The sequence below is a fragment of the Streptomyces sp. NPDC001492 genome, assembly GCF_053597275.1.
Genome location: NZ_JBSFHW010000017.1, coordinates 42,230 through 61,749 on the forward strand (window position 1 = coordinate 42,230; position 19,520 = coordinate 61,749).

Genomic DNA, 19,520 nt, shown 5'->3' on the forward strand with positions numbered 1-19,520 from the left:
CCCGGGGGCGCCACCCGGCCCGCCACCCGAGCAGCCTGGGAGCAGCCCGGGGCGCCACTCGGTCCGCCACCTGAGCAGCCTGCGGGCATTCGTGCCACCCAGGGCGGCGCCCGGCCAGTGCCGGCGAGCGGACCCGCTCCCCCGCGCCCCAGGTCTACTGGGGGTCGGCACCCACAGCAACAGGGCGAGTCGGGTCCGACGACCACTCCGACCACGAGCCCACGTACAGCGCCGCGTCGATCCCCGCGACCGCCAGCGCCAGCACCTCGTGGGCCCCGGAGACACCCGAACCGCAGTACACGCCGACCGGCGAACCGTCGGCCGCGCCCAGCGCCTTGAACCGCTCGGCCAACTCCTCCGCGGGCAGGAACCGCCCGTCCACCCCCACGTTCTCGTTCGTCGGCGCCGACACCGCCCCGGGAATGTGCCCGCCGACCCGGTCGATCGGCTCCACCTCCCCGCGATACCGCTCCCCCGCCCGCGCGTCGAACAGCACCCCGGCCCGCGCGAGCGCCGCCGCGCCATCGGCGTCCAGCAGCCCCGCACCGCCCGCAACCGGCTCGAAGTCACCCTCCGCCGGCGCCGGTGCCGACGTCTCCAGCGGCCCCTCCCACGACGGCAACCCGCCGTCGAGGACCCGCACGTCCGGGTGACCCGTCCAGCGCAGCAGCCACCATGCACGGGCCGCCGCCCAGCCCTGCCCGCCGTCGTACACGATCACCGGCGTCCCGGCCGAGACGCCCGCGCGGCGCATCGCGACGCCGAAGACCCCGAGGTCGGGCAGCGGGTGGCGGCCGCGTTCGCCGGGCGCGGAGGCGAGCTCCGAGTCCAGGTCGACGTAGACGGCACCGGGGATGTGCCCGGCCGCATAGGCGGCCCGACCGTCGAAGGGCGGCTCGCCGGCCGCCTTGGCCACACTGAGCTGCCAGCGGACATCGAGCAGTACGGGCGGGCGCGGCCCCGCCAGTTCGCTCGCGAGTTCGGACGCGGAGATGATGGCGTTCATGGCCCCCATCCTCGCGCACAGGGTGGCCTCATCGTCCACGTCCGGCTACTCTGCTCGGCCGGACAGGCCCGATCACGAGGCGTACGGGTTCGGGCACATGCTGTACAGCTGATCGACACGCGTCGGCAATCGCACAGAAACGGACGACAAACCGCACACCGGGCATCCTCCAGGCATGCGGCGCGCCCGGAGCGCGCGGTCGCATCTGTGGTGCGAGCATCTGCACGGAGATCCGGAGTGCGGTAGCGACACGGCGACCGCGAGGGGTCGAGGAGAGAGTGACGATGACGGAGGCACGGGGGTCGGCCGGCCCGAACAGCGAGACGCACGCTCGGCACGCGCCCGGCACGCCCTGCTGGGTGAGCCTGATGGTGCACGGTCTGGCCGCGACCCAGGACTTCTACGGCGCGCTGTTCGGCTGGGAGTTCCAGCCGGGCCCGCAGCAGCTCGGCCCGTACGCGCGCGCCCTGCTCGACGGCTACGAGGTGGCCGGCATCGGCCAGCTGCCGCCGGACCGCCATCTGCCGATCGCCTGGACGCCCTACCTCGCCTCGGACGACGTGGACCTGACCGCGGAGACGGTACGGCTGTGCGGCGGCACGATCGGGGTGGGGCCCCTGGACGCCGCCGAGGCCGGCCGTCTCGCGATCGGCTCGGACCCCGCCGGTGCCGTCTTCGGCATCTGGCAGGCGGCCGGGCACCTCGGCACGGCACTCACGGGCGTGCCCGGCACCCCGGCCTGGAACGAGCTGCTGACCTTCGAGTCGGCGAGCGTGGCCAAGTTCTACGAGACGGTCTTCGGCTACGAGGAGGAGCCGGTCGTCTCCGCCGACTTCGACTACGTGAGCCTGCACATCGAGGGCCGTCCGGTCGCCGGCATCCACGGCGTGGGCACCGCCCTGCCGCGCGACCGGGGCCCGCACTGGATCACGTACTTCGAAGTCGCCGACACGGACGAGGCCGTCGTCCGCCTCGTGGACCTGGGCGGCCATGTCCTCAAGTCCCCCAGGGACAGCGCCCACGGGCGCGTGGCCACGGTCGCCGACCCCGAGGGCGCCCGCTTCTCCCTGATCGAGAGCCCTCAGTGAGCACCGGGCAGTCCGTCTAGGTCTGCGACACCGGCAGCACGTCCGGGGACAGCGCCGCCGAGCCGGACGTCGTCGCCGTCATACGGCGGCGGTGGTGGCGGCGGCACAGGACCTCGTAGCCGACGGCCTCCGGCTGGTTGACGTCGCCGACGACGACCTGTGCGCCCTCGACGACCATGGCGCCGCCCACCGTCCTGGCGTTGTGCGTGGCGCGAGCGCCGCACCAGCACAGGGCCTCCACCTGCAGGACCTCGACGCGGTCGGCCAGCTCGACCAGGCGCTGGGAGCCGGGGAACAGCTTGGTGCGGAAGTCGGTCGTGATGCCGAAGGCGTAGACGTCGAGGCCCAGGTCGTCGACCACGCGCGCGAGTTGGTCTATCTGCTCCGGTGCCAGGAACTGCGCCTCGTCCGCGATGACGTAGTCCGCGCGGCCGCCCTGCGAGAGGTGGTCGACGAGGTAGGCGTACAGGTCCTGTCCGTCCTCGACCTCCACCGCGTCCGTGACCAGGCCGAGGCGGGAGGAGAGCTTGCCCTCGCCCGCGCGGTCGTCACGGGTGAAGATCATCCCTGCCAGGCCGCGTGCCGAGCGGTTGTGCTCGATCTGCAGAGCCAGCGTGGACTTCCCGCAGTCCATGGTTCCGGAGAAGAACACCAGCTCGGGCATGGGGAGTTGAGCACCTTTCGGTGGAGGGGATCGGAGGGTGGGCCTCAGGAGCGTACTTCGAGCAGGGGGACCAGCTGCTCGGCAGGGGTCATCGAGCCGTGGTTGCCGACCATCGCCGACTCCTTGGACTCCCGCTCGGAGGCGATGATCAGGACGTCGTCACGGGCGGCCGCGACCACGTCGCCGATGCGCGCGTACACACGCTCGTCGATGTGCGGGCCGAACCAGCCCGCCGCGATCGCCTCGTCCCGCGAGGCCACCCAGAACTGCTCGCCGAGCACCTCGCGCCAGACGGTGAGTACGTCGTTCTCGGCGCCCGGGACCGCGTACACGTGCCGGGCGCGGCCCTCGCCGCCCAGCAGGGCGACACCGGCGCGCAGTTCCCAGTCCTCGTCGAAGTCGATGCGGTGCTCTTCGTCGAAGGGGACGTCGACCATGCCGTGGTCGGCGGTGACGTACAGCGCGGTGCGCGGCGGCAGTTGCTCGGCGAGGCGCTGGACGAGGCGGTCGACGTGCATGAGCTGGCCGCGCCAGGTGTCCGACGCGACGCCGTAGCGGTGGCCCGCGCCGTCCAGCTCGGCGTAGTACGTGTAGACCAGGGAGCGGTCTCCGGCGGCCAGTTGCCCGGCCGCGAGGTCCATGCGGTCCTCGCCGGACAGCCGTCCGTGGAACGTTCCGCCACTGAGGGCGACCTGGGTCAGCGGGGTGTTCTGGAACGTCGGTGACGTCACCTGTGCCGCGTGCACCCCGGCCTGCTCGGCCAGCTGGAAGACCGTGGGATACGGCTGCCAGGCGCGCGGCGACGTCCACGGCCGCCAGCGCAGCTGGTTCATCAGCTCACCGGTCTCCGGGTTGCGCACGGTGTAGCCGGGCAGGCCGTGCGCACCGGGCGGCAGACCGGTACCGACGGAGGCGAGGGAGGTCGCGGTGGTCGCCGGATAACCGGCGGTCAGGGGGCGACCGGTGCCACCGCGCGAGCTGCCGAGGAGCGAGGTCATGAAGGGGGCCTCGTCCGGGTGCGCCTGCAGCTGCTCCCAGCCGAGTCCGTCGATCAGGAACACGCAGTTCCGGTCGGCGGGGGTCAGCTCGGTGATCGCGGCGGTCATGCCCGGTACGGCCATGCCGGCGGCCAGTGTGGGCAGCAGGTCGGCGAGGGAGCCGCTGCCGTACTCCGGCGGCGGCGCGGAGTCGACGGCGAGGGGTTCCGGGTGGGTGTCCCAGGGAGCGGACTGCGACATCAGCGGGTGGGGTCCGCGGTGGCCTCGGAGAGCGCCTGGGCGAAGGCGAGCGCCTGGCGGACGGTCTCCGGCCCGTCGCCGGCCTCGCTGACGCGCAGGCTGAGGTCGTCCGCCGTCGAGTTGCCCGTGTACCCGTGGTCGGCCTCGCAGTTGGGGTCGCCGCAGGCCGCGGGTTCGAGGTCGATGCGGGAGACCGCGCCCCAGCCGATGGTGAGGACGACCTCGCGGGGCAGGGTGCCCGGCTGGTACTGCTCCGGATTGGCGACCACCCGGCTGACCACGACCGAGGAGATCCGGCCGAGCTTCACGGACTCCGTCGACGTCGTGGCGTAGGGCGTCGGTGAGGTGGTGTCCGCGGCCTGCTCGTCGGTGTGGCTGACGATGAAGCGGTTGCCGGTGAGGACGAGCACCGTGACGTGCCTGCGCACCTCGTTCGCGTCGAACGTGGTCTCCTGGTGGACCAGGAACGACCGGATGGGCTCGCCGCCCACGGCGGCCTCCACCGCCTCGGCCACGAGGGCCGGGTAGTAGCCGCTGCGCTCGATCGCCGCGCGCAGCCCCTGGGTCGTCGTACTGGTCTTGGCCATGACGTCCATCCTACGGGGGTGCACTGACTGCGAGGCACCGGTCAGCGCTGTCCCGGCGGACGTCTCAGTAGACGGGAAGGGTGCGCGGCCCGAGGTCGTCGCGGGCCGGTGGCGGCGCGAGGCGGACGGAGGCGCCGAGGACGGTCAGACCACGGGGGGCGACGACGACCGGCTCCAGGGTCACGGCGACGACCTCGGGGTGGTCGTCGACCAGCCGGGACACCCTCAGCAGCAGCTCTTCCAGTGCGGGGGTGTCGACCGGGGTCGAGCCACGCCAGCCGAACAGGAGCGGCGCCGTCCGGATCGACCGGACCAGCGAGGCCGCCTCCCGGTCGGTGACCGGGACCAGACGGTGCTCCATGTCGCCGAGCAGCTGGGAGGCGGCTCCGGCGAGCCCGAAGGACAGGACGGCCCCGGCCGCCGGGTCGATGACGGCCCGTACCACCGTGTCCACGCCGCGTGGCGCCATCGCCTGCACGACCGGCCTGAGCTCCTCCGGCTTTCCGAACAGCTCCGTCAACTCGGCGTACGCCCGGCGCAGTTGCTCCTCGTCCGCGAGATCCAGGCGTACACCGCCCAGGTCGGCGCGGTGGCGCAGGTGCGGGGCGGTGGCCTTGAGGGCGACGGGGTAGCCGAGGGTCTCGGCGGCCCGGACGGCGTCGTCCGGGGTGAAGGCGGGCACCGCCCTGCGCACGGGGATGCCGTACTGCCCGAGCAGCTCGCAGGTCTCCTCGGTGCCGAGCGTGAGCCCCTGCCCGCGCGCCAGCATCCCGCCGATGAGCCGGGCGGCCCCCTTCTCGTCGATGTTTTCGAACTCGGGCACCTTGCCGGGGTCGGTGCTGTCGCGGCGCCACTGGGCGTACTTCACGGCTTCCCCGAGGGCGCGGACGGCGCGCTCGGCGGCGGGGTAGGCGGGGATGAGGCGGGAGCAGGTGGCGGGGGCCGCGGGTTCCTGGGCCCGTACCGGAGGGGGGAGTTGCTGTGAGGGGCGCAACCGGCGGGTGGCGGTCGCCGCGGTGTCCGGCTGCGGTGCGGTGCTGGTCGCGGCCGACAGGGCCTCCGCGAGGCCGCCGAGCTCCACGTGCACCACCAGTACCGGCTTGCCCGGAACGGACTCGGCGGCCGATCGCAGCGCCTCCGCCAGCTCGGCATCCCCCGGTGACTCCTCGCCGATCGCCGGGATCGCGGTCACCACGACCGCATCGCACGAGTCGTCCCCCAGGGCCCGCAGCAGAGCCTGGTGGAAGTCCTCCGCCGAGGCCCCGGTGGTGAGGTCCAGCGGCCTCAGCGGCCTGAGCCCCTCGGAGACGCATGCGTCGTACGTGAGCAGCCCCAGGGACTCGGAGTTCCCCAGGATCGCCACCCTCGGGCCGGCCGGCAGGGGCTGCCGTGCGAGCAGCAGGCCCGCGTCGACCAGCTCGGTGATCGTGTCCACGCGGATCAGGCCGGCCTGTCTGAGCAGGGCGGACACCGTCGCGTGCGGCAGCCGTGTGGCCCGTACGGCGTGTCCCTGGGGGGCGGATCCGGCGCTTTGGACCACGACCAGGGGCTTGGCGGCGGCCGTGCGGCGGGCGAGACGGGTGAACTTGCGGGGGTTGCCGATGGACTCCAGATACATGAGCACGACATCGGTGTCCGGGTCGTCGTACCAGTACTGGATCAGGTCGTTTCCGGAGACGTCCGCGCGGTTGCCGGACGACACGAAGGTGGACACACCCGTGACCCCGGTGACGCCGCCGCCGCGGCGCTGCAGCCGGGACAGCAGCGCGATGCCGATGGCGCCGGACTGGGCGAACAGGCCGATCCGGCCGGGGCGGGGCATCTCGGGGGCGAGGGAGGCGTTCAGCCGTACCTCGGAGGACGTGTTGATGATCCCGAAGGCGTTCGGCCCGATGATCCGCATGCCGTACGTGCGCGCGTGCCGCACGAGTTCGCGCTGGCGCTCGCGCCCTTCGGGCCCGCTCTCGGCGTACCCGGCCGAGACGACGACGAGTCCCTGCACACCGTGCTCGCCGCACTCGGTGACGGCCTCGGGGACGTGCTCGGCCGGCACGGCGACGACCGCGAGGTCGACGGGTCCGTCGATGTCGCGGACAGTGCGGTGGGCGGGGACGCCGTCGAGTTCCTTGACGTCTTCGGGGAGCGCCTTGTTCACGGCGTACAGCGACCCGGTGAAGCCGGCGTCCCGGATGTTGTCGAGGATGCTGCGGCCCACACCTCCGGGGCTGCGGCCCGCGCCGACGACGGCGACGGAGCCGGGCACGAGCAGCCGCCGTACCGACCGCGCCTCGGCACGCTGCTCACGCGCGCGCTGGACGGCGAGGGAGCGGTCGGTGGGTTCGAGGTCGAACCCCAGGCGTACGACGCCGTCCTCGAAGCTGCGCTTCTGGGTGTACCCGGCGTCCGTGAACACCTTGATCATCTTGTTGTTGGCGGGCAGCACCTCGGCGGCGAAGCGGCGGATGCCGCGCTCCCGGGCGACCGCGCCGATGTGTTCGAGGAGGGCGGAGGCGACCCCGCGCCCCTGGTGGGCGTCCTGGACGAGGAAGGCGACCTCGGCCTCGTCGGCCGGAGCCGACGCGGGCATGCCGTCGGCACCAATGCGGTCATAGCGTACGGTGGCGATGAACTCGCCGCCGACCGTGGCCGCGAGTCCCACCCGGTCCACAAAGTCGTGGTGCGTGAAGCGGTGGACGTCCTTGGCGGACAGACGAGGGTAGGGCGCGAAGAAGCGGTAGTACTTCGACTCGTCCGAAACCTGCTCGTAGAAGCTGACCAGGCGCTCGGCGTCATCAACGGTGATGGGGCGGATGCGCGCGGTGCCGCCGTCGCGCAGCACCACGTCGGCCTCCCAGTGGGCGGGGTACTCGTGCCGGTCCGGCGAGGTCTGCATGGGCCCCAGAGTACGGCTCGCGTCCGACAACGGCGCGAGGCAGTCTGTGGAGAACACGGCAGTCCGCAGAGAAGAGAACAAGGACGGAAGTCGGGCCGAGGCCGCGGCCCGACCGCCCACCCCGGACGGAACACAGAACCGCTCCGGAGACGCTTCACGTGTGGGAAACTGGTCTAGACAACCCTGAGACACTGAAGGGCAGCATCACATGGCTGAGCGCCGCGTCAACGTCGGCTGGGCCGAGGGCCTTCACGCCCGCCCCGCTTCCATCTTCGTCCGGGCCGCCACGGCCGCAGGTATCCCGGTGACGATCGCCAAGGCCGACGGCAACCCCGTCAACGCGGCCTCCATGCTGGCCGTTCTCGGCCTGGGCGCCCAGGGCGGCGAGGAGATCGTCCTCGCCTCCGAGGCCGAGGGTGCCGACGTCGCCCTCGACCGGCTGGCGAAGCTGGTCTCCGAGGGTCTCGAGGAACTCCCCGAGACCGTCTGATCACGGCACCACAGAAGGGCTCGTCCGAATTGCCGGGCGAGCCCTTCGCATTTCCCGCACCTAGGTGGTGCAATTTCCGGTCGCGGGCAGCAGAAATAATGCCCCGCGAATTGTTCTCTCTTTGTATACGGCGCCCGTGTTAATGCCGCAGGCCCGACATGTTTACGGCATGTTGCGAGTTCCTCACACCGTTCGCCCGCTCCGGGCCGCCGAACCGCAGCCGGTGCACCGCGCTCGAGCGCTCGGTATGCAGGGTGGTCACCGCCCGCGCGCGCTCGCTGTCGCCACGGGCCACGGCGTCGACGATCGCGCCGTGCTCCGCCCAGGACTCCACGGGGTTGGCGGGTGCCTCCACGGCGTACATCCAGGCGATCTTGTGGCGCAGCTGGGTCAGCATCGACGCCAGCGCGGGGCTGCCGGAGGCCTGGGCGAGCGTCTCGTGGAACCAGCCTCCCAGGGAGCGCAGATCCTCACTGTTGCCCCTCCTGGCCCGCTCCTGGCCCAGTCTGACCAGGCCGCGCAGCACCTTGAGATGGGCGTCGGTGCGCCGCTGGGCGGCCCGGGAGGCGCCGAGCGGCTCCAGGAGCATGCGCATCTCCAGCAGGTCGGCGGCCTCCTGCTCGGTCGGTTCCGCGACGCACGCGCCCGCGTGCCGCCGGGTCACCACGAAGCCCTCGGCCTCCAGGGTGCGCAGGGCCTCGCGCACGGGGACACGCGAGACTCCGTAGCGGCGCGCGAGGAGTTCCTCGGTGAGCCGGCTGCCACGCTCGTAGACACCGGCGACGATGTCGTCCCGGATCGCCGTGCACACCGAGTGCGCCGGAATACGCATGACCGACCTCCGACTTAATCCCCGTGAAACGTCGATGATTGACGTGTATCGGTGACTCTATTGCACGGAGCCGGAATTTCCGACGGCGGGCCGGAATCCATGGATATTTTTTGGACAGCGGGGCGGCAGAAACACCGAAAGCCCCGGCTCGGGAGCCGGGGCCTCAAGAGGGGTCTTGCGACCTGTCGTCAGACGTTCACGCCGTGCGAGCGCAGGTAGGCGACGGGGTCGATGTCCGAGCCGTACTCGGGGGTCGTACGGGCCTCGAAGTGCAGATGCGGTCCGGTGGTGTTGCCGGTCGCGCCGGAGAGGCCTATCTGCTGGCCCGGGGTGACCGTCTGGCCCACCGAGACGCCTATGGACGACAGATGGCCGTACTGGGTGTACGTGCCGTCCTGCATCTTGATCACGATCTGGTTGCCGTAGGCGCCGCCCCAGCCCGTCTGGACGACGGTGCCGGAGCCGACCGCGTGGACGGCCGTGCCGCTCGCGGCGTGGAAGTCGATGCCGGTGTGGCTGCCGGAGGACCACAGGGAGCTGCTGGCCCGGTAGCCGGTGGAGACGTACGAGTTCGAGATCGGCGCCACGAAGGTGTTGAGGCGCTTGCGCTCGGCCTCGCGCGCGGCGCGCTCCTTGGCCTCGCGCTCCTGCTTGGCCTTGGCGGCGGCCTTCTGGCGTGCCGCCTCCTGGGCCGCCTTCTTGAGCGCGGCCTCCTCGGCGGCCTGCTTCTGGGCGTCGGCCTGGGCGTCGATCCTGTCGGCGATCGTGTCGCCGATGGCGATGACGGGGGTGAGGCCGGTCTGCTCGACGGAGGTGTCGGCGGCGAGCGCGGGGGCTGCCAGGGTGCCGATGACGCCGGTGGTGGCGAGGGCCGCGACCCCGGCGGCGCGGGTGGTGGTGCGGTGCATCCGTGTGGGGCGACGGTGCTTCCCGGTGGCGCGCGTGAACGCCATGTGGTGGCTGGTCCTTTCCTTCCCTCTCGCCTACCGGGTTAGCTGACGGGTTCGGAGCAGGAAGGTCTCCTACGGACCCCCTCGCTGCACGCGCGGGCGTCCGATTCACCCCAGGGACTGCGGTGGGTCCCCGGCTCCCCTGGCTCGCGCCGTACGGGGACTCGGCGATGGCTGTCCGGTGCCGCGGGTGCGGCGCGGTGCCTGACGGACAGCCCGGAAGACGCTAAGCGGGAGCACTTTCAATCCCCAAACGGATCACGCCTTTTGTAGCGCATGCCACAGGGCAGACAGGCAACCTCTCCCGCAATCCGGACATTAGGGGGCCCTGGTGACGCATCAGTCACCAGGGCCCCTACGCGCGCGTGCCGCTGAGGCAGCCTCTACTCGGCTGTCACGACGGTGACTTCGCCGATCCCGAGGGCCTCGACGGGCTCCTTGATCTGGGCCGCGTCACCGACGAGAACCGTCACCAGACGGTCCACCGGGAAGGCGTTCACGGCCGCCGCGGTGGCCTCCACGGTGCCGGTCTCGGCGAGCTGCCGGTACAGCGTCGCCTGGTAGTTGTCGGGCAGGTGCTGCTCGACCTGGTCGGCCAGCGTGCTGGCCACGGCCGCCGCGGTCTCGTACTTCAGCGGAGCCACACCGACGAGGTTCTGTACGGCGACGTCTCGCTCGGCGTCGGTGAGCCCGCCCTCGGCGAGCGTGCGCAGCACCGTCCACAGGTCCTGGAGCGCCGGGCCGGTGTTCGGGGTGTCGACGGAGCCGCTGATGGCGAGCATCGCGGCACCGGAGCCGTCCGGGGCGGACCTGAGGACCTGGCTGAACGCGCGCACACCGTAGGTGTAGCCCTTCTCCTCGCGCAGGACGCGGTCCAGGCGGGAGGTGAGGGTGCCACCGAGGCAGTACGTGCCGAGCACCTGGGCGGGCCACACGCGGTCGTGCCGGTCGGCGCCGACGCGGCCGATGAGCAACTGCGTCTGTACGGCGCCCGGACGGTCGACGATGATCACGCGCCCGGTGTCGTCGGCGGTCACCGGCGGCACGGGGCGGGGTTCGGCCTTGGTGCCCGTCCAGGCTCCCAGGGTGTCGCCGAGCAGGGCGTCCAGCTCGATGCCGGAGAGGTCGCCGACGACCACCGCGGTGGCGGTGGCGGGCCGGACATGGCGGTCGTAGAAGGCGCGTACGGCCGCCGCGTCGATCTTCTCGACCGTCTCCTCGGTGCCCTGGCGCGGGCGCGACATGCGCGAGGTCGCCGGGAACAGCTCCTTGGAGAGCTCCTTGGCGGCACGGCGCGAGGGGTTGGCCAGCTCGTGCGGGATCTCGTCCAGGCGGTTGCGGACCAGCCGCTCGACCTCGCTGTCGGCGAACGCGGGCGCCCTGAGGGCGTCGGCGAGCAGACCGAGCGCCTTGGCGAGACGGGAGGCCGGGACCTCCAGGCTCAGTCGTACGCCCGGGTGGTCGGCGTGCGAGTCGAGGGTGGCTCCGCAGCGCTCCAGCTCGGCGGCGAACTCCTCGGCGGAGTGCTTGTCGGTGCCCTCGGAGAAGGCCCGCGCCATGATCGTGGCGACGCCTTCGAAACCGGCCGGCTCGGCCTCCAGGGGCGCCTCGAGGAGCACCTCGACGGCGACGACCTGCTGGCCGGGGCGGTGGCAGCGCAGGACGGTCAGGCCGTTGTCGAGCGCGCCGCGCTCGGGGGACGGGAACGCCCACGGCTTGGCCTCGCCCGCCCGGGGCTGCGGGTGGAACTGCATCGTGGCGAGCTCGGTCACTTGGCCGCCTCCTCGTTCTGGTCGGTGGCTTCCACCGTGGCTTCGGACTCGGGGTCTTCGGGGAAGTCCTCGTCCTGGGTGTGCTCCGCGGACTCGGGCGAGAGCGGCTCGTAGACGAGCACCGCGCGGTTGTCGGGCCGCAGGCGTGCCTTGGCGACCTCCTGGACCTCCTTGGCCGTCACCTCCAGGACGCGCTGGACGGCGGTGAGGGCGAGCTGCGGGTCGCCGAACAGGACGGCGAACCGGCACAGTTCGTCGGCGCGGCCCGCGACCGTGCCGAGCCGGTCCAGCCACTCGCGCTCCAGCTGGGCCTGGGCGCGCTCCATTTCCTCGGCCGTGGGGCCCTCGGCGGCGAACCGGGCGAGTTCCTCGTCGATGGCGGCCTCGATGACCGGCACCTCGACGTCACCGGAGGTCTTCACGTCCAGCCAGCCCAGGGAGGGCGCTCCGGCCAGCCGCAGCAGACCGAATCCGGCCGCGACGGCCGTACGGTCGCGCCGTACCAGCCGGTTGTAGAGGCGGGAGGACTCGCCGCCGCCGAGGACGGTGAGCGCCAGGTCGGCGGCGTCCGCCTCGCGCGTGCCGTCCTGCGGCAGCCGGTAGGCCGCCATCAGGGCGCGCGCCGGGACCTCCTCCTCGATGACCTCGCGCAGCTCCTCACCGATGATCTCGGGCAGCGTGCCGTCGCGGGGCTCCGGCTTCCCGTCGTGCGGGGCGATGGATCCGAAGTACTTCTCGACCCAGGCGAGCGTCTGCTCCGGGTCGATGTCGCCGACGATCGAGAGGACGGCGTTGTTGGGCGCGTAGTACGTGCGGAAGAACGCGCGCGCGTCCTCCAGGGTCGCCGCGTCCAGGTCGGCCATCGAGCCGATCGGCGTGTGGTGGTAGGGGTGGCCCTCCGGGTAGGCGAGGGCGGTCAGCCTCTCGAAGGCCGTGCCGTACGGCACGTTGTCGTAGCGCTGCCTGCGCTCGTTCTTGACGACGTCCCGCTGGTTCTCCATGGACTCGTCGTCGAGGGCGGCGAGCAGGGAGCCCATCCGGTCGGCCTCCAGCCAGAGGGCGAGCTCCAACTGGTGGGCGGGCATGGTCTCGAAGTAGTTGGTGCGCTCGAAGCTGGTGGTGCCGTTCAACGAGCCGCCGGCGCCCTGCACGAGCTCGAAGTGGCCGTTGCCCTTGACCTGTCCGGAGCCCTGGAACATCAGGTGCTCGAAAAGGTGAGCCAGGCCGGTACGTCCCTTGACTTCGTGGCGCGAGCCGACGTCGTACCAGAGGCACACCGCCGCGACCGGGGTCAGGTGATCCTCCGAGAGCACCACGCGCAGGCCGTTGGCCAGGCGGTGCTCGGTCGCTGTCAGGCCCCCGGTGCCTGCCTGGTCTGTGGCCGTGTGACCCATGGGCATGTACGTCCCTTCGCCTCGCGGATGCGGTGGTTCTAACCGCGGTTTTCCTGCCGGTCCTGCCACTGTATGCAAGCGCGCAGATCGTCGGCGAAGTTCCCGGACCACATACGCCCACAGCGGATCGCGTAGCCTGCGGGCAGCCGCGGCGAGGTAGGCCCCGCCCACCGGCCGGGACCGCCGAGACAGGGTCCTGGACCCGCGTTGTCAGTGCCGCGGTCCACAATGGTCCGCGACAGATACCGTTCACGCTTCAGCATGAGCGAGCCGAAGGGGACGTGAGCGACCCGTAGGCGAGCAGCCAGAAAAGAGGAGCCGGCAGCGATGGCCCGCCGCAGCACGAAGACCCCGCCGCCCGACGACTCGTTCGAGGAGCGCATCCTCGACATCGACGTCGTCGACGAGATGCAGGGCTCCTTCCTCGAGTACGCGTACTCGGTCATCTACTCCCGAGCCCTGCCCGACGCCCGCGACGGCCTCAAGCCGGTCCACCGCCGCATCGTCTACCAGATGAACGAGATGGGGCTGCGCCCCGACCGCGGCTATGTGAAGTGCGCGCGCGTGGTCGGCGAGGTCATGGGCAAGCTGCACCCGCACGGCGACGCGTCGATCTACGACGCCCTGGTGCGCATGGCCCAGCCCTTCTCCATGCGCGTTCCGCTCGTCGACGGCCACGGCAACTTCGGCTCGCTGGGCAACGACGACCCGCCGGCCGCGATGCGGTACACGGAGTGCCGTCAGGCCCAGGCGACGAGCCTGATGACGGAGTCGATCGACGAGGACACGGTCGACTTCACGCCCAACTACGACGGCCAGGAGCAGGAGCCGGTGGCGCTGCCCGCCGCCTTCCCGAACCTGCTGGTGAACGGCTCCTCGGGCATCGCGGTCGGCATGGCGACGAACATGCCCCCGCACAACCTCTCCGAGGTCATCGCGGCCGCCCGCCACCTGATCCGCTACCCGAACGCGGATCTGGACACCTTGATGAAGCACGTCCCGGGCCCCGACCTGCCCACCGGCGGCCGGATCGTCGGCCTCTCCGGCATCCGGGACGCGTACGAGACGGGCCGCGGCACCTTCAAGATCCGCGCCACGGTCGAGATCGAGACCGTCACCGCCCGCCGCAAGGGCCTGGTCATCACCGAACTGCCCTTCACGGTCGGCCCGGAGAAGGTGATCGCCAAGATCAAGGACCTGGTCGGTTCGAAGAAGATCCAGGGCATCGCCGACGTCAAGGACCTCACCGACCGCGCGCACGGCTTGCGCCTGGTCATCGAGATCAAGAACGGCTTCGTCCCGGAGGCCGTCCTGGAGCAGCTGTACAAGCTGACGCCGATGGAGGAGTCCTTCGGCATCAACAACGTCGCACTGGTGGACGGCCAGCCGCTCACCCTGGGGCTCAAGGAGCTCCTGGAGGTCTACCTCGACCACCGCTTCGAGGTCGTGCGCCGCCGCAGCGAGTTCCGCCGCACCAAGCGCCGCGACCGTCTGCACCTGGTGGAGGGCCTGCTGACCGCCCTCGTCGACATCGACGAGGTCATCCGGCTGATCCGCTCCAGCGAGAACAGCGCGCAGGCGAAGGAACGCCTGATGGAGCGCTTCTCCCTCTCGGAGATCCAGACCCAGTACATCCTCGACACACCGCTGCGCCGCCTGACCAAGTACGACCGCATCGAGCTGGAGTCGGAGAAGGAGAAGCTGAACGCGGAGATCGCGGAGCTCACCCGGATCCTGGAGTCGGACGCGGAGCTGCGCAAGCTGGTCTCCTCCGAACTGGCCGCGGTGGCCAAGAAGTTCGGCACCGAGCGGCGTACGGTCCTGCTGGAGTCCTCGGGTGCCCCGGCGGCCGCCGTACCGCTGCAGGTCGCGGACGATCCGTGCCGGGTGCTGCTCTCCTCCACGGGCCTGCTGGCCCGCACGTCGAACGGCGAGCCCTTCCCGGAGGACGCCGACGCCCGGCGCGTGAAGCACGACGTGATCGTCTCGGCGGTCCCGGCGACGGCACGCGGCGAGATCGGCGCGGTGACCTCCTCCGGCCGCCTCCTGCGGATCAACGTCGTCGACCTTCCCCAGCTGCCGGACACGGCGTCGGCGCCGAACCTGTCGGGTGGGGCGCCCCTGTCGGAGTTCCTCTCCCTGGAGGACGACGAGACCGTGGTCTGCCTGACCACGCTGGACGAGTCCTCCCCCGGTCTCGCCCTCGGCACCGAGCAGGGCGTCGTCAAGCGTGTGGTCCCCGACTACCCGTCCAACAAGGAGGAGTTGGAGGTCATCACGCTCAAGGACGGCGACCGGATCGTGGGCGCGGTCGAGCTGCGCACCGGCGAGGAGGACCTGGTCTTCATCACGGACGACGCGCAGCTGCTGCGCTACCAGGCCTCACAGGTCCGTCCCCAGGGCCGTCCGGCGGGCGGTATGGCGGGCATCAAGCTCACCGAGGGCGCGAAGGTCATCTCCTTCACGGCCGTCGACCCGGCGGCGGACGCGGTGGTGTTCACGGTCGCGGGCTCACGCGGCACGCTCGACGACTCGGTCCAGACGACGGCCAAGCTGACCCCGTTCGACCAGTACCCGCGCAAGGGCCGCGCCACCGGCGGGGTGCGCTGCCAGCGGTTCCTGAAGGGCGAGGACTGCCTGTCCCTGGCCTGGGCGGGCGCCGTCCCGGCCAAGGCGGCGCAGAAGAACGGCACCCCGGCCGACCTCCCGGAGATCGACCCGCGCCGCGACGGCTCGGGCGTGTCCCTGGCCAAGACGGTGGCGGTGGTGGCGGGTCCCGTCTAGGCCGGCGGCTCGGCGAGATCCTCTTCCGGATCCTGTGCATAGCGCAGGACGCCCCACATACCGTGCTCGTCGGCGGTGTGCGGGGCGTCGCTGTTGCACGCCGCCAGCTCCTTGCCGAGGGCGGGCGCGTCGATGCCTGAGCCGATGAGAACCAGCTGGGTGAGGCGGGCATCGCCCGGCGCCCAGGGCTCCGGGTAGAACCGGAGGAAGCGCCCCACCGCGTGCACGGCGTAGCGGTTGTGGACGTCGTAGGGCCCGAAGTCGACGTACCCCTTGATCCGGTACAGCCCCTCGGGCCTGCTGTCGAGGAACTCCATCAACCGGCGCGGGTCCAGGGGCACTTCGGAGCTGAAGGACAGGCTGTCGTAGGCCGCGTGCAGATGATCGGCGTGGCCGTGCTCGCCGAGTTCCCCGTGTTCGCCGTACTCGTGCAGGTCGTCGAAGGACAGCTGCCCGATGCGCTCCTCGCTCGGCCTGCAGTCGAAGAGGAACTCGGGATCGATGCGGCCGTAGGTGGCCGGGACGACGGCCGCGCGGTCGACGAGGGAGCGGACGAGCCCGAGGACGCGCTCCGCGTCCGGCGCCCGGTCCAGCTTGTTGACGACGACGAGGTCGGCGAGGGCGAGATGCCGGTCGATCTCGGGGTGCTTCGCGCGCGTGTCGTCGAACTCGGCGGCGTCGACCACCTCGACGAGACCGCCGTACACGATCCCGGGTTGCTCACTGGCGAGCACCATGCGCACGAGTTCCTGGGGTTCGGCGAGGCCGCTGGCTTCGATCACGATGACGTCGATGCCGGCGGAGGGCCGGGCGAGGCGCTCGAGATAGAGGTCGAGCTCGCTGACGTCCACCGCACAGCACAGGCAGCCGTTTCCGAGCGAGACGGTGGAGTCGCCGAGCGCTCCGGCCACGGCCATCGCGTCGATCTCGATGGCGCCGAAGTCATTGACGACGGCACCGATACGGCTGCCACCACTGCGGTGGAGGAGGTGATTGAGGAGGGTGGTCTTGCCGGAGCCCAGGAATCCGGCGAGTACGACGACCGGGATCTGCCGGAGGCTGTGGCTCGGCTGACTCAACGTGCGACCTCTCTGACACCGACGCGTGCACCGGATCGCGCACCCGGCGCACAAACGAGAATTGAATGCCGGACCAGGATACGAGCCGGAATAATCACCGCGAAGTGAACGATTGTTAGCAGCACTTGCGGGGCAGACGTTGGGCAAGGCGCCGGAGCGTGCGACCCTCGCTTCCCTCCGTGCGCCTCCTCTCCGCCTCCCTGCCGATCAGAGCCGCTCGGCACCCTGGGAGACGGCAAGCGCCGCCCACCGCTCGCCGGTCCCCATCAGTCGACCCGCATCCCGACGACCGGCGGACGGCCGCCTGACTCGGGGGTTGACATGGCCACACAGAACACGGATGCACGGGGGCTGGGTTCTGCCGCCGCCGCAGGGCTCGCCTTCACCGTGGGAGTACTCGTTGCCCTGGCTGCACAACGAAGCCGGTTCGAGGAACTGCGACAGCGTGTAGCAAAAATGGAGCAGGACGACCGACAGGCCATGCTGACGGAGCAGCAGCGTCTGCAGTTCTACCTCCTGAGCAAAGCGATGGAGGATCCCGACCTGGCCGCTGTGTACAGCAACATCCAGGTGGAGTCCCCTGTCCAGCGCCGCCAATACCTGTTCGCGAACGCCCTGTACACCAATGCTCTGCTCGCCTATCGAGTAGGCGTGGTCAACTGGGAGGAACTGCACGGCCACCTCCGGATGATCTGCCGGAACTCCATCTTTCGCGACTACTGGGACGCCCACCGCCCTCATCGCGCAAGCCTCAAATCAGACTCCGACGAGGCGCGGGTGGGCCGAATGGTGGACCGCCTCATCCGCGATTTGGACGAAGCCGACACCGAAGAGTGGTGGGTTGTGGGTGAACCGACCGAAGAGTGACGGAAGTTGACATGACGTCAATCAAGACATGCCCATAGCCGGTCCCCTGTCAAGATCGGTACGGCGGGCCGCTACCCTGTCCCCGCCCCAAGGGCTATCATCCACCGCTTCCAAAGACAGGGATCCCGTTGAAGATCGTGCGCCGCATCGGTGCCTCCCCACGTGAGCGTGGCAGTTTGTCCGGCGATTCATGCCCGGACATCTTCGAACTTAGTGACGGAAACTTCGCCGTCATCGGGACAGAGGCCACCGCGGCGCTCGAGAAAGAACTCCCTCCCGATGCCTCACGTGCCAGCTACGAACGCATTGTGATCGTGAGCAGAGAGACCTTCCTCCGCGCGAAAGCGGACATCCCCGACAGCTGAGAGCTGCAGGCCCCGCAAGGACTCCGCCGTCGGCCGTTGAGGTGCACTCGGTGACCCCATGGAGGGGCAACCTCCGGAAGACGCATCCTTCAGATCTCTCATTTCACTCCCGTCCGGCGCACCACACCTCCGCCGCCACAGGACGGCTTCGAGCCGAACAGCGCTTACCCCGCAGAGACAGGCTCGCCCACGACCTCGTCAGGTCCGGCTCCGGATCGGAACCGGACCTCACGCACACCTCAGACCGCGCCTGGAACTGTCACCGGCGCCCCCGGCCCCACATACCGCGCCACCGGCCGGATGATCTTCGAGTCCTCCGCCTGTTCGAGGATGTTCGCGCTCCAGCCCACCACCCGCGCCGCCGCGAACGTCGGAGTGAACATCTCGCGGGGCAGACCGCACAGTTCCATGACCACGCCCGCGTAGAACTCGACGTTCGTGTGGAGTTCGCGGCCGGGCTTCAGTTCCGCCAGAATGCTCTCGACGTGACGCTCCACCTCCACGGCGAACTCCACGCGCGGGCCGCCGAAGCTCTGGGCCACCTCTCGGAGCATCCGGGAACGGGGGTCCTCGGTGCGGTACACAGGGTGACCGAATCCCATGATGCGGTCGCCGGCGAGGACACGTTCACGGATCCAGGGGTCGATGCGGTCCGGGGTGCCGATCGCGTCCAGCGTGTCCAGCGCCCGGCTGGGCGCACCACCGTGCAGCGGACCGGAGAGCGCCCCCACGGCTCCGGCGAGGCAGGCGGCAACGTCCGCTCCCGTCGAGGCGATGACCCGGGCCGTGAAGGTTGATGCATTGAAGCCGTGATCAATGGTTGAGATCAAGTACTGCTCGACCGCCCGGGCCCGCCTCGACTCCGGCACCGAACCCGTCAGCATATAGAGGTAGTTGGCCGCATAGGAGAGGTCCTCGCGGGGCTCCACCGGCTCGAACCCTCGGCCGAGTCGGTACAGCGCCGTGAGCAGGGTCGGCACGGCCGCGGCCGCCACGAGGGTGTCCTGACGGCGGTCGGCCGGGCCGATGTCGTATACCGGCCGGAAGCCCTTCACCGCGCCGAGCAGCGACAGCGCGGTGCGCATACCGGCCAGTGGGCCCGACCGCCCGCTCGCCGCCGCAATGGCGGGCAGGGCCGCCCGCACCTCGTCGGGCAGCCGCCGCAGTGCGGCCGTTTCGGAGATGAACCCCGTACGTTGCGCCTCGTCCGGCAGTTCGCCGTGGACCAGGAGATACCAGACGTCCTCGAAGCCGCGGGTCTGCGCGAGTTCGACGGCCGAGTACTGGCGGTAGTGGTAGAAGCCCTCGAGCCCCCGGACGTCCCCGATCTCGGTGTCGGTGACGACGACGCCGGCGAGCCCTCGCGGCACCTCGACGGTGGCGGCGGCTGACCTGTTGACGGACATGCATTCCTCCCTGGACTTGATTCAACTGTCGATGATTGACTCACCCTCTGTCAATATTGATTGAATCAATGCTTTGGATCCATGCGTCGTGATACGGATACGGTG

Annotated in this window: 16 protein-coding genes and 1 riboswitch; of the genes, 5 read left to right on the forward strand and 11 right to left on the reverse strand. The window is 70.7% G+C overall.

Annotated features, from left to right (window positions below):
- Positions 1-154: 154 nt before the first annotated feature.
- Positions 155-1,015 (reverse strand): sulfurtransferase, encoded by an 861-nt coding sequence (locus ACWC1K_RS22140; protein ID WP_450833755.1) that lies wholly within the window; start codon positions 1,013-1,015, stop codon positions 155-157.
- A gap of 275 nt (positions 1,016-1,290) precedes the next feature.
- Between ACWC1K_RS22140 and ACWC1K_RS22145 the strand changes: the two genes are divergently transcribed.
- Complete coding sequence (locus tag ACWC1K_RS22145; protein WP_450833580.1) at positions 1,291-2,094, forward strand: VOC family protein; 804 nt, start codon at positions 1,291-1,293, stop codon at positions 2,092-2,094.
- A gap of 16 nt (positions 2,095-2,110) precedes the next feature.
- Here the strand turns inward: ACWC1K_RS22145 and ACWC1K_RS22150 are convergent, their stop codons facing one another.
- The 4 genes from ACWC1K_RS22150 to ACWC1K_RS22165 are packed head-to-tail and all read right to left on the reverse strand — an operon-like array spanning position 2,111 to position 7,476.
- Positions 2,111-2,758: a thymidine kinase gene (locus tag ACWC1K_RS22150; protein ID WP_450833582.1), complete on the reverse strand. Its 648-nt coding sequence runs from the start codon at positions 2,756-2,758 to the stop codon at positions 2,111-2,113.
- A gap of 44 nt (positions 2,759-2,802) precedes the next feature.
- Entirely contained in the window at positions 2,803-3,996 is a 1,194-nt protein-coding gene (locus ACWC1K_RS22155; RefSeq protein WP_450833584.1) for an alkaline phosphatase family protein, read from the reverse strand.
- Positions 3,996-4,592: a DUF5998 family protein gene (locus ACWC1K_RS22160; protein ID WP_450833586.1), complete on the reverse strand. Its 597-nt coding sequence runs from the start codon at positions 4,590-4,592 to the stop codon at positions 3,996-3,998. Before ACWC1K_RS22160 ends, ACWC1K_RS22155 begins: the two co-directional genes overlap by 1 nt.
- 55 nt (positions 4,593-4,647) lie before the next feature.
- On the reverse strand, positions 4,648-7,476 hold the full coding sequence (locus ACWC1K_RS22165; RefSeq protein ID WP_450833588.1) for a bifunctional acetate--CoA ligase family protein/GNAT family N-acetyltransferase: 2,829 nt from the start codon (positions 7,474-7,476) through the stop codon (positions 4,648-4,650).
- A 208-nt stretch (positions 7,477-7,684) separates the two neighbouring features.
- Between ACWC1K_RS22165 and ACWC1K_RS22170 the strand changes: the two genes are divergently transcribed.
- Entirely contained in the window at positions 7,685-7,966 is a 282-nt protein-coding gene (locus ACWC1K_RS22170) for an HPr family phosphocarrier protein (protein ID WP_030605519.1), read from the forward strand.
- A 139-nt stretch (positions 7,967-8,105) separates the two neighbouring features.
- On the opposite strand, the gene ACWC1K_RS22175 is transcribed toward ACWC1K_RS22170, so the two are convergent.
- The 4 genes from ACWC1K_RS22175 to ACWC1K_RS22190 all read right to left on the reverse strand — a co-directional run bounded on the left by ACWC1K_RS22175 (position 8,106) and on the right by ACWC1K_RS22190 (position 12,914).
- Entirely contained in the window at positions 8,106-8,798 is a 693-nt protein-coding gene (locus tag ACWC1K_RS22175) for a GntR family transcriptional regulator (RefSeq protein WP_450833590.1), read from the reverse strand.
- A gap of 188 nt (positions 8,799-8,986) precedes the next feature.
- The gene (locus ACWC1K_RS22180) at positions 8,987-9,751 is read right to left on the reverse strand and encodes a M23 family metallopeptidase (RefSeq protein ID WP_450833592.1); all 765 of its coding nucleotides are present in this window, start codon (positions 9,749-9,751) and stop codon (positions 8,987-8,989) included.
- Positions 9,752-9,763: 12 nt separating this feature from the next.
- Positions 9,764-9,928, reverse strand: a riboswitch (cyclic di-AMP (ydaO/yuaA leader).
- Between the two features lie 203 nt (positions 9,929-10,131).
- Complete coding sequence (locus tag ACWC1K_RS22185) at positions 10,132-11,520, reverse strand: M16 family metallopeptidase (protein WP_450833594.1); 1,389 nt, start codon at positions 11,518-11,520, stop codon at positions 10,132-10,134.
- Entirely contained in the window at positions 11,517-12,914 is a 1,398-nt protein-coding gene (locus ACWC1K_RS22190; RefSeq protein WP_450833596.1) for a M16 family metallopeptidase, read from the reverse strand. The genes ACWC1K_RS22185 and ACWC1K_RS22190 overlap by 4 nt, the downstream gene beginning before the upstream one ends.
- Before the next feature lie 327 nt (positions 12,915-13,241).
- Here ACWC1K_RS22190 and ACWC1K_RS22195 point away from each other — a divergent pair, with 327 nt between their 5' ends.
- A complete protein-coding gene (locus tag ACWC1K_RS22195; protein WP_450833598.1) occupies positions 13,242-15,698 on the forward strand; it encodes a DNA gyrase/topoisomerase IV subunit A in 2,457 nt (818 codons plus the stop codon).
- On the opposite strand, the gene ACWC1K_RS22200 is transcribed toward ACWC1K_RS22195, so the two are convergent.
- On the reverse strand, positions 15,695-16,777 hold the full coding sequence (locus ACWC1K_RS22200; protein ID WP_450833600.1) for a CobW family GTP-binding protein: 1,083 nt from the start codon (positions 16,775-16,777) through the stop codon (positions 15,695-15,697). The two genes, ACWC1K_RS22195 and ACWC1K_RS22200, sit on opposite strands and share 4 nt — an antisense overlap.
- Positions 16,778-17,098: 321 nt before the next feature.
- Here ACWC1K_RS22200 and ACWC1K_RS22205 point away from each other — a divergent pair, with 321 nt between their 5' ends.
- On the forward strand, positions 17,099-17,644 hold the full coding sequence (locus tag ACWC1K_RS22205; protein ID WP_450833602.1) for a DUF6082 family protein: 546 nt from the start codon (positions 17,099-17,101) through the stop codon (positions 17,642-17,644).
- Positions 17,645-17,772: 128 nt separating this feature from the next.
- Positions 17,773-18,009, forward strand: coding sequence for a hypothetical protein (locus ACWC1K_RS22210; protein WP_390699646.1), 237 nt, complete (start codon positions 17,773-17,775; stop codon positions 18,007-18,009).
- 239 nt (positions 18,010-18,248) lie between these two features.
- Here the strand turns inward: ACWC1K_RS22210 and ACWC1K_RS22215 are convergent, their stop codons facing one another.
- Complete coding sequence (locus tag ACWC1K_RS22215; protein ID WP_450833604.1) at positions 18,249-19,415, reverse strand: citrate synthase/methylcitrate synthase; 1,167 nt, start codon at positions 19,413-19,415, stop codon at positions 18,249-18,251.
- Positions 19,416-19,520: the final 105 nt, after the last annotated feature.

Bases quoted from the DNA above. Each gene is read 5' to 3' on its own strand.
- ACWC1K_RS22140 (WP_450833755.1), bottom strand. From the start codon at position 1,015: ATGGGGGCCATGAACGCCATCATCTCCGCGTCCGAACTCGCGAGCGAA.
- ACWC1K_RS22145 (WP_450833580.1), top strand. From the start codon at position 1,291: ATGACGGAGGCACGGGGGTCGGCCGGCCCGAACAGCGAGACGCACGCT.
- ACWC1K_RS22150 (WP_450833582.1), bottom strand. From the start codon at position 2,758: ATGCCCGAGCTGGTGTTCTTCTCCGGAACCATGGACTGCGGGAAGTCC.
- ACWC1K_RS22155 (WP_450833584.1), bottom strand. From the start codon at position 3,996: ATGTCGCAGTCCGCTCCCTGGGACACCCACCCGGAACCCCTCGCCGTC.
- ACWC1K_RS22160 (WP_450833586.1), bottom strand. From the start codon at position 4,592: ATGGACGTCATGGCCAAGACCAGTACGACGACCCAGGGGCTGCGCGCG.
- ACWC1K_RS22165 (WP_450833588.1), bottom strand. From the start codon at position 7,476: ATGCAGACCTCGCCGGACCGGCACGAGTACCCCGCCCACTGGGAGGCC.
- ACWC1K_RS22170 (WP_030605519.1), top strand. From the start codon at position 7,685: ATGGCTGAGCGCCGCGTCAACGTCGGCTGGGCCGAGGGCCTTCACGCC.
- ACWC1K_RS22175 (WP_450833590.1), bottom strand. From the start codon at position 8,798: ATGCGTATTCCGGCGCACTCGGTGTGCACGGCGATCCGGGACGACATC.
- ACWC1K_RS22180 (WP_450833592.1), bottom strand. From the start codon at position 9,751: ATGGCGTTCACGCGCGCCACCGGGAAGCACCGTCGCCCCACACGGATG.
- ACWC1K_RS22190 (WP_450833596.1), bottom strand. From the start codon at position 12,914: ATGGGTCACACGGCCACAGACCAGGCAGGCACCGGGGGCCTGACAGCG.
- ACWC1K_RS22195 (WP_450833598.1), top strand. From the start codon at position 13,242: ATGGCCCGCCGCAGCACGAAGACCCCGCCGCCCGACGACTCGTTCGAG.
- ACWC1K_RS22205 (WP_450833602.1), top strand. From the start codon at position 17,099: ATGGCCACACAGAACACGGATGCACGGGGGCTGGGTTCTGCCGCCGCC.
- ACWC1K_RS22215 (WP_450833604.1), bottom strand. From the start codon at position 19,415: ATGTCCGTCAACAGGTCAGCCGCCGCCACCGTCGAGGTGCCGCGAGGG.